The organism is Pseudoalteromonas sp. OF7H-1 (assembly GCF_022347825.1).
In the GTDB taxonomy this organism is placed as follows: domain Bacteria; phylum Pseudomonadota; class Gammaproteobacteria; order Enterobacterales; family Alteromonadaceae; genus Pseudoalteromonas; species Pseudoalteromonas maricaloris.
This window is the reverse complement of sequence record NZ_JAKRFX010000001.1, coordinates 31,726-44,391: the sequence shown is the minus strand read 5'-3', so window position 1 is coordinate 44,391 and position 12,666 is coordinate 31,726. Positions and strand designations below refer to the sequence as shown.

Here is a 12,666-nt window from a genome sequence, read left to right as displayed (position 1 = left end):
ATTTTTTTATTCTACTACTCCCCCCATCTTTTGTTGATAGCTTATTCATATCCCTCTCTTAAGATCTGGACACAACGAGTAAGCCTGTATCCACAAAGATTTGTTCATTTCCATTTCACTTCTACACTCTATAATGGATTTGGACAGTCACAGAAGGAGTTCATGAAATGAGTACATCGGGTTATACCCCACCTAAAGTTTGGCAGTGGCCATGGCAAAGTGGCGATGGTAGTAAGTTTGCAAATATCAACCGCCCTACTGCAGGCGCAAGATTCGAAAAGTCCCTACCGCAAGGCAAACACCCGTTACAACTCTACTCTCTCGCGACCCCAAACGGCGTGAAAGTGACTATCTTGCTAGAAGAGCTTTTAGCAGCCGGGGTAAAAGAAGCAGAATATGATGCCTTTTTAATTAATATCATGGAAGGTGAGCAATTTAGCTCAGGGTTTGTTGCACTTAATCCAAATTCTAAGATCCCCGCGTTATTAGATACCAGCACCAAGGAACCTACCAAAATCTTTGAATCTGGCTCAATTTTGCTTTATTTAGCTGAAAAGTTCCAAAAGTTCATTCCTCAAGATCCCACAAAACGCACCGAGTGCCTCAACTGGTTATTTTGGCAAATGGGGGCTGCACCACTACTTGGTGGTGGATTTGGTCACTTCTATGCCTACGCACCAGAGCACTACGAATATCCAATCAACCGCTACACGATGGAAGTGAAGCGCCAACTGGACTTACTAAATCAACACCTAGCCACAAGAGAATATATTTGTGGTGATGAATACACTATCGCAGATATGGCAATCTGGCCGTGGTATGGCGTGCTAGCCCAAGGACACCTATATGATGCGGCAGAGTTTTTAGACGTCAATGGCTATGAACACGTGATCCGCTGGGCTGGACTCATCGCTTCAAGAGAAGCGGTCAAACGCGGAAAAATGGTAAATAAAACATGGGGAGAACCTCATGAGCAGCTTCATGAACGGCACGATGCCAGCGACTTTGATACCAGCACCCAAGACAAATTAGCGCTATAATCTTACCTTGGTTTAATTCTTGGTTTAACAAGGGTTAGCTCTATCTATCGGGTTTGATTAATCAGATTTAATCAAACCCGATTGTCTGTATGTCAGAAAAGAATGGTGTTAGTACCTTGCTAGAAGCGTAAAACGCTTTGGTGGTATTCTTCAACGGGTTTGTAGCACTTTAGTCAGCACTTTCTTATTAGAGCGTCGAACACATCTGCATTAGTGTTTACCCAAAGATATGAAATCCACTTTGTAATCTTCCGACGATCGCGACTAAACCGCTTCCCATTATCACACCTATAAGAAGCGTTCCGAAAATAAGACATACATAGAGTAATGTCCAAGCACAGGAAGATTTTGACCTCGCCTGCTCCTCTGAAGTATTGTAGGAACATCGGTAGATTCTACGCAGGCTTCTTTCCACCCCAAAAACAGTGCCACCGATCAAGCCAAAAAGCAGTGCGACCGCGAAAGTAATAACCCGATACTCTGCATTATCAAAACCATCCCATAAAAGAATAGCGCCGTTGATCCAAGCTAACCCTGTACAGCCCCATGAGGCAAGTAGATAGATTATCAGCATGCGTTTCATTGATTACCTACTTTATTTACGTGAAAATGACAAAGCTCGGTGCTACTTAAACAAATTACAAAAACGCATGAGCAAAGCCAAAGCACTTTCAGTGCTCGCCCATAAGCTCGGTCGTTGTGTTTATTTTATGCTTAAGAACAAAATAGTATTCGACGATTAACGCTTTTTAAAAAGCTAAGTCGCACAATGGGGTGAGCTCTACACCTAACTAGATAAGCACGAACAACCATGCATTATTTGTGTTTTGTCAGTAATAGCTGAATTTTACAGGTTAAGTGTTGTCGAAGTAATAAGCTACTTGGCCTTGATTAGGCACCCCATTGGTGCGCATTTATTTAAGCAATGAATTGAATCGTTTACACCTTAGCTGAGCCTTTAACTAACTGGACGAATGAGCCATCCTCTTGAGTAGCGCAAGATTAAGGTTAACCGATGAATGTCTAGTGGCCCTAAACTATAAGTTGTATCGACTGATTTAGGCAGCGATGAGTTCGCAATAAGAGGCCCTCAATATGTGTCTGCCGTAAACGATTTTAATGGCTAACTGACATAACGAAGTTGAACAGGTTTAAGCGTTGCCAATACAAATTAGCCGCTTAAAAGCAACTAAAAAGAATCTTTATGCTTACTTGACCGTAGAAGGCTCATATGTGTTAGCTCTACCCCTCTGCACCCTCTAACTCACGATCTTCTTCAGGACTCCTTCCGGCTTCTCTCAAGAGGGTTAGAACAGATTCTCTATCATCATAAAAATCTTCAAGTATTCTCTGACAATAGTGCCTCGCCGCCTCGACATCATCCTCTGGTATTTCATGCCAATCGTCGTGCAAAACGTCATTACCTAGAACTCTAATTTCATCATGAGCCCTACGCTTCCTCGCTTGGGTTATTACACCATCTTCAGCGGCAGCTTCAATTTGTTTGTACAAATTGGATTCTTGTTTGGTTTTATACCCGTTTGCACGTAGTGTTTTATCAAGTACCGATCGAATTAGCCCCGCTGCAGCCCTGATGCACTGGTTTTCTAAGCAAGTTTCAGCTTCGCGAAATTCATTGACGATACCTTGCGGAACTGAGTGAGGTATGGATAACCTCTGCTTACTTTCCGGGAAGAATTTTAATAGGCGATTATAAGATCCAGGATAGTTTCCTCCCCCGCCAAATTTTACAATGCCAAACGCTCCCATTCCGCAGCCTGCGCATTTAAACAATCTATAAGAGATGATACAGTCCCGCCAATATCGGTCTTCTTCACTTCTCTCGTGAGCCCCAATTGCTCGGCCATCTACTTTCCATTCGAAAGTGCTTCTACCTCCACGACAACCTGGGCAATGGCTGACGATAGATCCTTCTTGTTCATTTAAATGTGCCATGATTTTCCTTTGGAGCTAACATTTTAGTATTTATGCGACACGCAGTTTGCGTTGCATAATCGCTTGTAGGACTGAGCCGCTACCCGCTAGTTATGACAGGGTTCGTGTTGTTTATGCTATAGCTTACTTAGGCTTTTTAGAGGCTCTAGCTCATCTAGCTAGTGTAATCAGTTTAGCTAGTGTTATGTAAACTTTCCCTGCATTGCTCAGCGCTTATTATGTATTCATTACACCTAAATTTGGCTTAATAAGCAATTATATTTTTTTAGCGTACAGAGGCCGCTAACCTGAGCAATTAAGCAGGTTAACTACTTGATTTTACGCATCAGTCCTAATCAAGCATCCCCTCCTTGGTTAATATCAAAGCGCATCCATGCGCTCCTCGTTCATTCTTTTTAAACGACGAAAAAGAACGAACCAAGAAAACGTCGCCCCAGCATCACACTTAATCCTCAAACCCTAAGCCGATATAGTGCAACCGTCTTGTAAGGCACGTCCTTGTGCCTGACAAGACTTGGCCGACATCCTGTCGGCACATTGCATATCAACTTATGCTTTTCGGGTGCGATGGAGGGGAAATCGCGCTGTTTGTTAGTTCTGGTTTTATCTCCTGAAGCAGCTAAGTCGCTTACAAGCACCACAAGAATTTATCAGCGCCTTGTGTCTCCCTCATCACACCCGAAAGTAAATTGCCAATGAGTCATTTCAACGCATGGATGCGTGAAAAGCTGTGACAGGGACAGGGATGTCCCTTACACAGCGGTGACGTTCATATTGGCTATTTACTTGAGGAGTCAGTGTGATGTTGGGAGTGCCCTTTCTTTTGCATACTTGTTCTTTGGGCATCAAAGAAAAGTATGTCGTAGCCCATGGATGGGCGTCGAAACTAGTCAGGAGGACATATTAGCCTTACCCTCCTTGGCTTATATCAAAGCGCATCCATGCGCTCCTCGTTCATTCTTTTGAAACGACGCGATCGAGCGAACCAAGAAAACGTCGCCCCAGCATCACACTCAATCCTCAAATCCTAAGCCGATATAGTGCAACCGTCTTGTAAGGCACGTCCTTGTGCCTGACAAGACTTGGCCGACATCCTGTCGGCACATTGCATATCGGCTTATGCTTTTCGGGTGTGATGGAGGGGGGAATAAGTTGCTTGTGAGATCGTCTACGATTTTTACGGTGAAGCTGTTTGCAAGGGTTACAAAAACTATCAGCGTAGCCTCCGAACTCACAGTCTGAATCATTTTGTGGGGGGCGGTTCACCCGCCGAGAAGTTACGCTTTTCGGGCGTGGTATTGACTGTTGTTTCTGGTTTTATCTACTAAAGCAGCCGATTAGCTTACAAGCACCAAAAAAGCTAGCAGCACCGTTTTCCTCCCTCATCACACCTGAAAGTAAATTGCCAATGAGTCATTTCAACGCATGGATGCGTGAAAAGCGGTGACAGGGACAGGGATGTCCCTTACACCGCGGTGACGTTCATATTGGCGATTTACTTGAGGAGTCAGTGTGATGTTGGGAGTGCCCTTTCTTTTGCATACTTTTCTTTGGGCATCAAAGAAAAGTATGTCGTAGCCCATGGATGGGCGTCGAAATCCGTCAGGAGGACAAACTGAATTTACGATAAATTTCGAGCTATTAGCTATTAGCTATTAGCAACATAAACCTCCATGTTTAATATCAAAGCGCATCCATGCGCTTTTCGGGTGTGACGAAGAGGAAAATGCTGTAGTTTGTGAACTCAGCTCTTACTTAAGCAGCTGAACTTTTAGGCTACGTTGAGCATAATGATTCAATATTACCCAAAACAAAATCTTAACAATTCAGTGATGTAGATTTCGCCAGAACCCTGTATTATAAGCCTGTTAAAAGCTTAGGAACGGGTGCGCCTGTACGTTAAGCGAATGGATACTAAAATCAATAACTGTGCCTATGGAACTTTTTGCGCGAATGGATACTAAAATCAATAACTGTGCTTATGGAACTTTTTGCGCGAATGGAATGATATTATGATCAAGAAAACCGCCATCATCATTGCAATATTGGCTGCTATTAGCGGCTGTAAATCGCTAGTTTATAAAGGTAATAAACTTTACGAAGCGGGAATGTACCGCCAAGCTGCTGAATATTATTCACAAGCACTCGCGGAGGACCCAGAAGATCTTGAAGCGAAACAAGGCTTAACACTGGCGCGAGATAAGCTTATAGATAAAGGTCTTATCGATGTACGTATGCTGCGCTTAGCAAATAACTACACCGCTGCTGCAACTAGGCTAGAAGAAATCGTAGAGAACCAAGCACAATGGCAAATGAAGCCGACCGGCGCGATGGCAAATACCCAAAGAGAAGAACTAGATTATGCGAGGCAATGGCTACTCGACGAAGCCCGTTCACTCTCAAATACGCCCTATCCCGATAAGTTTAAGCTGTTTGAACATAACTATCGCCATCTGATCAGCAATGCGCAATTAGCAAGCGCCATGAGCACCCACTATGACACGCTAAGAACGCAAGCGCAGAAAAAGTGTGATGAACTTGCAGGACAGGTCAGTGGGCAGCGTTTCTATTTAAAAAGTTTCACGGAAAAATACTGTTTAGCGTGGCAAACTCCAAAACGTTTACGTGTAGATAACCAAGATAAAAGTCGTTATTTTGCGATGAACATACGAGATCGTGTCGATATTGGCTTGCGCTTTGGCAACTCAATCAGAGGACAATATGGCGCATTTATCTCAAGCCTAAATACGGCATTTAATAATAGCCTGTGGTTTGATAGTGATGGCAGTCAACAGCTTTCATTAGAGTTATATGCAGATGCAGATTATTACCGCACTAGCAATCAATATATTCAACGTAAGCATTATCAACAGGAAGTTGAACGACCAGACCCAAATAACTCAGATAAGACGCACACCGTAGAAGTCACAAGAGAGTTCACTTACCCGGTGACCATCTACGATGAGAAATTTGATATCAACGTTAATTATGAGGCGAGTTTAGCCCATCGTTATATCAAAGGCAGTGCAAGCGATAGTAAGCATAATAAAACCCGTGCACATCAGGCTGATTTTGAACAACTTGATATCACCCCGCTGTCTCCAGACTTTCTTAATCTTTCACAAATAACAGAAAAGACCTTTGACGAATTACTCAAAAAATTCTCTCAAGATCTTACGCTAACTTGGAAGCAAAATTACTGTGGGCAGGCACTTGGCACCAATAAAGGTGAAAATATTCTACGCTGTGCCAAGCTTGAACCTGAGCATGACTATATCAACCGTTGGTTTGACCAGCACTTTGGGATCAAGTACTCAGAAATGACGACTTTATACGGTATTTGAGGCTCAGAATGAGTTTTGAAACTCGCCAAAAAGCCGAAAAATGATTATATTGTGCCAACTTTATTTGTATTAGGAATTAAGCTATGCCAAAGGCAAGTGAAATAAAAAAACATGCCGCGATCGAGTATAACGGCCGCGTAATGATTGTTCGTGACATTGAGCGCTCAGTACCACAAGGTCGCGCTGGTGGTAGCCTATACCGTATGCGTATGTACGATGTAGTAGATAACTCTAAAGTAGATGAAACTTTTAAAGCGGAAGAAATGCTAACACTTGCAGATCTTAACCGCCGCCCTGCAATGCTTTCATATGTAGATGGTGATGAATATGTGTTTATGGATGATGAAGACTACACGCCATACCACCTGAATAAAGAGTCTATTGCTGAGCAATTGTTATTTATCGATGAATCAACGAAAGGTTTATCTATCGTCGTGGTTCAGGGCATGCCTGTTTCTATCGACTTGCCTTCAAGCGTAGAGCTTGTGATTGAAGATACTTCTCCTTCAATCAAGGGCGCATCTGCTAGCGCTAGAACAAAGCCTGCGACATTAACGACAGGCCTTGTTGTTCAAGTTCCTGAGCATATTTCAAGCGGTGACAAAATTAAGATCAACACTGCTGAATCTAAGTTCATGGGCCGTGCAGAATAAGTCCATTGCACTTTTGATAGCGAGCCGTAGTGCTCGCTAGCGTATAAAAATCCCCAAGTTTTCTTTGCAGCAGTAGTGCCATTCTATAATTTTGGCCTTACTCTTAAAAATCGCGCGAAACGCGGTTTACCAAACTTAGTATATCCTTGATATCGATAGGTAATTTGACTACCAATCGGTGGTGGTGATGCGCGCTCTTCGTCGCTAAACCCCGACCCAACTTTAAACTCCATACCTTGTTCATCTCTCACCAGTAGCGACCCCATCATCCCTTGGTACTTTCCCTTGCCGGGTAAATGCTTAATCACGATGGCTTCGTCATCAAGGTACGGCTTGTATTTTAATACATTGGTTGTTCTTCCATCTTCGTGTTTGGCATTTTTAGCATGCAACATAACCCCTTCACCGCCTCGCTTTAAGACATCATGATAATAGTCGTTTAGCTCATCAACGGAGCCAAATGATAGCTGCTTGACGGGTTTGATGTGTGATAACTCAATATGGCTTAGTAGGCTTAAGTAACGCTCATGACGCTCAGAGAATATTTCTGTAGAATTTGGCGCATCAAATACATAATAAGTCACTTGACGCCAGTGCTCATTATTAGGCGAGTGGCGTCTTGCAATCGCGCTCACAAAAGCAAAGTTATTGTACCCAGCCCACAACTCGCCGTCTAACCATGTATCAGGTAGCCCGTGCGTAAACCAGTCTGGTGCCTTAATTAAATGACCACCACGCGTACGCAGTTGCGAGCCATCCCAAATGGCCCTAACACCATCGAATTTTTCACTAACAAGATAATTAGAAATATCTTCGTCGCCTTGATATACCGAAGCAAGTTGGATTTTTGTGTGGGTTTCACTTCCATAAAGAAGATTGGAAAAGCCTAAAAAAAGACAGAACAAGAATGGTACGTATCGCATAGCATAATCCTTTGCAGTGGATAGTTAATACCAGCAACTTGGTGCATTGTTTGCGTTCGCCGATATTAAAAATTAACAAATTTCACACTTAAAGATTACACAAGAATCGACGTTTGTAAAATCGAACAGCTTTGACTAACAGTCCCTGTTTATACCAATTGCAATTACCTTTCAGGGCAAAGCCAGTCAAAAACCGCTTCTAGATCGGTAAATGAATGATCGGCAAGACTTAAATCTTGTTTATTAGAGTGCATATTTGGCACGACAACCGCAGTTAACCCGGCTTCCTTGGCTGAAGTTAGCCCTGTGCAGGTGTCTTCTATTGCCACGGCTTCGTGTGGCGCAATGTTTAGCGCAGCGAGCGCCTTGCGATAAGGTTCTGGATGAGGCTTCGGCTGTTCGACGTCGTCTTTGCACACAATGACAGAGAATAACTCTAATAACCGATAATGTTGTAAAACAGGGAGCGCTTCTGCTTTGCTACTTCCTGTCACGAGTGCGATTGGACAACGCGTTGAGGTTAATTCAACCACTTGCTTTGCAAAATGCATTAACTTAGGGAGTATTTCCGCAGCGGTTGCGACAAAGACGACATTTTTCTCATCACATAAATGGCGGGCAGAAGGCGCAAGCTGGTGTCTTTCTTTGAGTATATGCGCGGCTTTAAGCGTTGGTACACCCGAAAACTCATCACAAAAGTCATGCTCCGTATAAGTAACCTGATACGGGGCTAACACCTTCATCCAACTTTGGTAATGGAGTGCTTCTGAATCAACTAATGTACCGTCAAAATCAAATAAAACTGCCTGAAAACGCATTTACACTCCTTAATTTGGTTGTATTAATTAACCGTTGATCCCTGCTGGTGGCTCAGCAGTGGCTTCTTCACCGCTATCAACTTCAACTAATGTATAGCCTCGTGGCTGTCTAATCACTTTTAGAATTGGCTTATCGAAAGCTGACTTCAGTCTATCTGCATCCGCTTGCAACTCTTCCATCGAACGACCAAAGGGTGCAGCACCCGTTTCAGACCAATTCGTTACCTTACCATTTAAGTTATATTCCACTTCATGGATTTGATATAAAGCCGCTTCGTCTTTTGTTGCTTCACAATATATCACTCGATAATTCCAAAAACCTGACATATCCACTCCTAACATAAAAATTTCATTAAAAAGCCCGCTTAATGCGGGCTTTAGTTACTCTATTATAATCACTGTAGCGTGAATTAGAAGAATTTCACTTTGAATTCAGCACCAATGAAGCGCGCTTCATTTAGCATACCGGTGTTGTTATTGAAATCTACACCACCGATAACCACTTGCTCGTCAAATAGGTTACGAACAAAGGCTGACACTTCATATTCGTTATCGCCTTCAGACCACATATAACCAGCACGAAGACCTGTTTCAAACAACGCTTCGCCTTCAAATTCTACTGATTTGTATAAGAAGAAGTCTACTTCACTACGGTAAGACATATCACCATAGACGAAGAACTCGCCATCTTCTAACTCTTTCGTGTAGCGAAGTGTTGCGTTTGCGATCCACTCAGGAGCGTGAGGTAGGCTGTTACCGTCAAGTACTGCTAGGCCCTGACCATTAACTGCGTTTGTGACGGTACATTGAGCACAAACTTGAACCGCAAGGTTTTTATCTTCAAGCTCAGTTTTGTTATAGCTTAGGTTAAAGGTTGCATTTAGCTCATCCGTTAACACCCATTCGGTATCAAGTTCGAAACCATAACCGGTTGTTTTATCAGCATTCACTAAGCGGTTGAAGTTTGAGCCGCCACCTACAGCTGTTAGCTGTTGGTCATCCATCTGATAGTAGAATACTGTCGCGTTTACACGACCTTGACCATCAAGTACGTCTGACTTAATACCTGCTTCAATTGAGTTGGTAGTTTCTGACTTAGCAACAGTCACTTCATCACCGAACAAAATACGGCCTTGAACACTTGGAGCACGGAAACCGTTAGCTACGCGACCAAACAAGTTTACGTCATCAGTTAGCTTATAAGTAGCACTTAAGTCCCAGCTTACGTGGCTATCGCTTGGGTTAGCGGTACCATCAAGTACGTCTGGAGAGCCGTTCCAAGGTGTTGGGTTTTTAGTACGCTTGGCGTAAAACTCTTTCTCATCGTCAGAATAACGCAAACCTGCTGTTACTTTTAAATCATCAGATACGGTGTAATCAAAAGAGCCGAATACCGCCCATGCTGATGTATCTTGATCTTGGTAAGCATAACCATTTTGTGCACCGTACTGACCAAGGCCAGCATCAAATGCAAATGTATCAAAGCTGTAGCTTTCAATCATGAGATCTTCTTCAAATAAGAAGATACCTACCTGATAGTTGTAATCGCCAGAGAAGTTGCTAGATAAACGAAGCTCTTGCGTGTACTGATTATGCTCAGGAATAACGTCAGCTGTTTCAGAAGCAAATGGAATGATACCTGGGCCTTGGAAACCAAGGAAGTCAGCACCGTAACCACCGTCAACGTCTGCACGAGAATAGATTTCAGCACTTTCCCAAGCAGTAATTGACGTTACAGTATGCTCAGGTAAGTCCCATTCAAGCTTTAGACTCAAACCTTGAGTTTCAACCTGTTGCGTCGAACGAGAGGCCGCATCGTGGTATACCACATCGTTGTCATACAATGGGTTAATGTTATTTGTGCCAGCTTCAATTAAATTTGCGCGAAATGCAATTGGGCGACCATCTAAATCACGGTAGTGGTAGTTAAGTAGGCCGTTAAAATCATCGCCTTCATATAGGAATTGAACACGAACGGCTTGCTCGCTGTAACCACCTAGAGAGTCTTCTTTCTCGAAGCCAGGCGCTTTTACATCGATATAGTCTTCTTGTTCCTGCCACAATGCAGAAATACGCGTTGATACACGCTCAGTTACTGAGCCGCCTACTGCGCCTTCAAAGTCTACCGCGCCGCGGCTACCATAAGAAACAGCAGCATAGCCATCAAACTCTTGGCTTGGTCTAACTGTGTCAAATTTAACAAGACCTGCTGGTGTGTTACGACCGAATAGCGTGCCCTGAGGACCACGTAATACTTCAATACGTGCAATATCGAATACAGGGAAGCCTTTTAGAATAGGGTTTTCTTGAACCACTTCATCAACAACCAAAGATACAGGTTGAGAAGCATTTAGATCGAAGTCTGTGTTACCTAATCCACGTACGTAAAAACGTGGGAAAGTACGACCAAACGAAGATTCTACCGATAAACTTGGGATCTTCGCATTCATAAAGCGAATGTCCATACCCGCTGAGCTGTAAGCATTCAAGTTATCACCTTGAAGCGCTGAAACAGACACAGGTACTTCCTGCGCGTTTTCAACACGTTTACGTGCGGTAATTTGAATAACTTCTAGTTGATTTTTTTTGGCTTGCTCTTCTTCAGCAAGTGCAGAAAATGAAGTACCTGCCACAGCAGAGAACAACGTAGCATTAATAAGGGTAGCTAACGTAGATCTTTTCATTGCTTTCATGTTGGTTTTCGACCTTTTAGTGCACTCTTTGTTCAACGGTTTAAAATTTGGGCGCCGTTTCACTTGGCGTGAACGTTCAATTTTTCGCGATTTGAATGTAATAACGCGGACCTTACAGTCGAGAGTGCGATACAACTTTATAAGGCTGAACGAGACGGCGGTAATTATAGCAGGTAATTTCTACTTTGCTTTATAAACCGAACTAAAAAATCAATTTTTTTGCAACTTTCAGCGACGTTAGCTGACAGTTTACAACATTTAGCAACAAAAAACACAAAAAAGCGGACAATTGTCCTTTAAACTTAATGGTATATAAGTTCCAAAAAACCATCTTTACCGATAACAGAACCATAACACAGTGGTCGAAACTGTGCTGGTTACTTAAACAATACAAATTTGCGCCCAAACAAACGTATTGGCCATATCGGAAACCATGATTGCAATGCCAATGATATGACACCGGTGTAATGATAAAGTTCAAACAAAATTAAAAAGAGGACATTAGACCGATTAAAGGGAAGTTTTAGCCCTTCTATGCCAATTATGAATAAAAGGCTTAAGGTAACTGCATCGATGTGAATTCGGCACGGCCAGTCTGTTCATTGTATTCAATTATAGCTACCGCGGCAGTCGAGAAGATAGGCATTGTATCCGGGCACAAACGGTCTACCAAGTAACTAACTATTGGCATATGTGCGACTAAAATCCAGGTTTGGTATGTTGGATACATAGAGATAAGTGTTTCTAAATAATCGATAGCTGTGTGTGCTGATCCACTCGGTACTATGTCTGAACAGGTTTCAACAAATTTAGGAGTTTGAAGTGCAAGCACTTGCTCCGCGGTTTGTTGTGCTCTGACGAAGGGACTCACAAGTGCTGCGTCTATCTCAAAATATTGTTTCAACCATTCACCTACATCCTTGGCTTGTTGTAATCCTTGTTCGGTTAAATTTCTGCTTGCATCGTCGGCTTGCATGGGCTCAGCTTCACCATGACGCATTATCAAGATAGTCTTCATACTGTTCAGCACCTTCTGTTTATATCACCCTACATATATGCGGACTTATGCGTGATGAGATCCACGTTTAACCTATTGTCGCTAATGGCCTTTCCCTTCTACGCCACTCACACTCGGGATCTTATACTTGCTGACTACTCACATATGCAGCTTGGTATTATTTTCTTCTAAACCGGTAGCTATCTCACTGGTTTGTTCGCTATATTAAAACAAATGAAGGA

The 12,666-nt window shown here is 42.9% G+C and carries 10 protein-coding genes and 1 pseudogene; 4 read left to right on the top strand and 7 right to left on the bottom strand.

What is annotated here, in order from left to right; all coding sequences use genetic code 11:
• The first annotated feature begins 167 nt into the window (after positions 1–167).
• Entirely contained in the window at positions 168–1,040 is an 873-nt protein-coding gene (gene yghU / locus MHN30_RS00185; RefSeq protein ID WP_239356817.1) for a glutathione-dependent disulfide-bond oxidoreductase, read from the top strand.
• A 217-nt stretch (positions 1,041–1,257) separates the two neighbouring features.
• Here yghU and MHN30_RS00180 read toward each other — a convergent pair whose 3' ends face one another.
• Complete coding sequence (locus MHN30_RS00180; RefSeq protein WP_239356797.1) at positions 1,258–1,623, bottom strand: hypothetical protein; 366 nt, start codon at positions 1,621–1,623, stop codon at positions 1,258–1,260.
• Positions 1,624–1,630: 7 nt separating this feature from the next.
• On the opposite strand from MHN30_RS00180, the pseudogene MHN30_RS00175 reads away from it, so the two are divergent.
• Positions 1,631–1,783, top strand: a pseudogene (locus MHN30_RS00175) (IS110 family transposase); the annotation flags it as partial.
• Between the two features lie 499 nt (positions 1,784–2,282).
• Here MHN30_RS00175 and MHN30_RS00170 read toward each other — a convergent pair.
• A complete protein-coding gene (locus tag MHN30_RS00170) occupies positions 2,283–2,996 on the bottom strand; it encodes a DUF4145 domain-containing protein (protein WP_239356796.1) in 714 nt (237 codons plus the stop codon).
• Positions 2,997–5,008: 2,012 nt separating this feature from the next.
• Between MHN30_RS00170 and MHN30_RS00165 the strand changes: the two genes are divergently transcribed.
• Together MHN30_RS00165 and yeiP are read left to right on the top strand one after the other, a co-directional pair.
• Positions 5,009–6,340, top strand: coding sequence for a tetratricopeptide repeat protein (locus tag MHN30_RS00165; protein WP_039493861.1), 1,332 nt, complete (start codon positions 5,009–5,011; stop codon positions 6,338–6,340).
• A gap of 83 nt (positions 6,341–6,423) precedes the next feature.
• Positions 6,424–6,993: an elongation factor P-like protein YeiP gene (yeiP, locus tag MHN30_RS00160; protein ID WP_010606026.1), complete on the top strand. Its 570-nt coding sequence runs from the start codon at positions 6,424–6,426 to the stop codon at positions 6,991–6,993.
• An 83-nt stretch (positions 6,994–7,076) separates the two neighbouring features.
• On the opposite strand, the gene MHN30_RS00155 is transcribed toward yeiP, so the two are convergent.
• From MHN30_RS00155 to sixA, 5 genes are all read right to left on the bottom strand, one after another.
• A complete protein-coding gene (locus MHN30_RS00155; protein ID WP_039493864.1) occupies positions 7,077–7,916 on the bottom strand; it encodes a DNA ligase in 840 nt (279 codons plus the stop codon).
• 164 nt (positions 7,917–8,080) lie between these two features.
• Entirely contained in the window at positions 8,081–8,734 is a 654-nt protein-coding gene (locus tag MHN30_RS00150; RefSeq protein ID WP_239356795.1) for an HAD family phosphatase, read from the bottom strand.
• 27 nt (positions 8,735–8,761) lie between these two features.
• Positions 8,762–9,061: a hypothetical protein gene (locus tag MHN30_RS00145; RefSeq protein ID WP_010374748.1), complete on the bottom strand. Its 300-nt coding sequence runs from the start codon at positions 9,059–9,061 to the stop codon at positions 8,762–8,764.
• 83 nt (positions 9,062–9,144) lie between these two features.
• Positions 9,145–11,427, bottom strand: coding sequence for a TonB-dependent receptor (locus MHN30_RS00140; RefSeq protein ID WP_239356794.1), 2,283 nt, complete (start codon positions 11,425–11,427; stop codon positions 9,145–9,147).
• A 556-nt stretch (positions 11,428–11,983) separates the two neighbouring features.
• A complete protein-coding gene (gene sixA, locus MHN30_RS00135; RefSeq protein WP_045987736.1) occupies positions 11,984–12,445 on the bottom strand; it encodes a phosphohistidine phosphatase SixA in 462 nt (153 codons plus the stop codon).
• Between the last annotated feature and the right edge of the window lie 221 nt (positions 12,446–12,666).

Bases quoted from the DNA above. Each gene is read 5' to 3' on its own strand.
- yghU (WP_239356817.1), top strand. From the start codon at position 168: ATGAGTACATCGGGTTATACCCCACCTAAAGTTTGGCAGTGGCCATGG.
- MHN30_RS00180 (WP_239356797.1), bottom strand. From the start codon at position 1,623: ATGAAACGCATGCTGATAATCTATCTACTTGCCTCATGGGGCTGTACA.
- MHN30_RS00170 (WP_239356796.1), bottom strand. From the start codon at position 2,996: ATGGCACATTTAAATGAACAAGAAGGATCTATCGTCAGCCATTGCCCA.
- MHN30_RS00165 (WP_039493861.1), top strand. From the start codon at position 5,009: ATGATCAAGAAAACCGCCATCATCATTGCAATATTGGCTGCTATTAGC.
- yeiP (WP_010606026.1), top strand. From the start codon at position 6,424: ATGCCAAAGGCAAGTGAAATAAAAAAACATGCCGCGATCGAGTATAAC.
- MHN30_RS00155 (WP_039493864.1), bottom strand. From the start codon at position 7,916: ATGCGATACGTACCATTCTTGTTCTGTCTTTTTTTAGGCTTTTCCAAT.
- MHN30_RS00150 (WP_239356795.1), bottom strand. From the start codon at position 8,734: ATGCGTTTTCAGGCAGTTTTATTTGATTTTGACGGTACATTAGTTGAT.
- MHN30_RS00145 (WP_010374748.1), bottom strand. From the start codon at position 9,061: ATGTCAGGTTTTTGGAATTATCGAGTGATATATTGTGAAGCAACAAAA.
- MHN30_RS00140 (WP_239356794.1), bottom strand. From the start codon at position 11,427: ATGAAAGCAATGAAAAGATCTACGTTAGCTACCCTTATTAATGCTACG.
- sixA (WP_045987736.1), bottom strand. From the start codon at position 12,445: ATGAAGACTATCTTGATAATGCGTCATGGTGAAGCTGAGCCCATGCAA.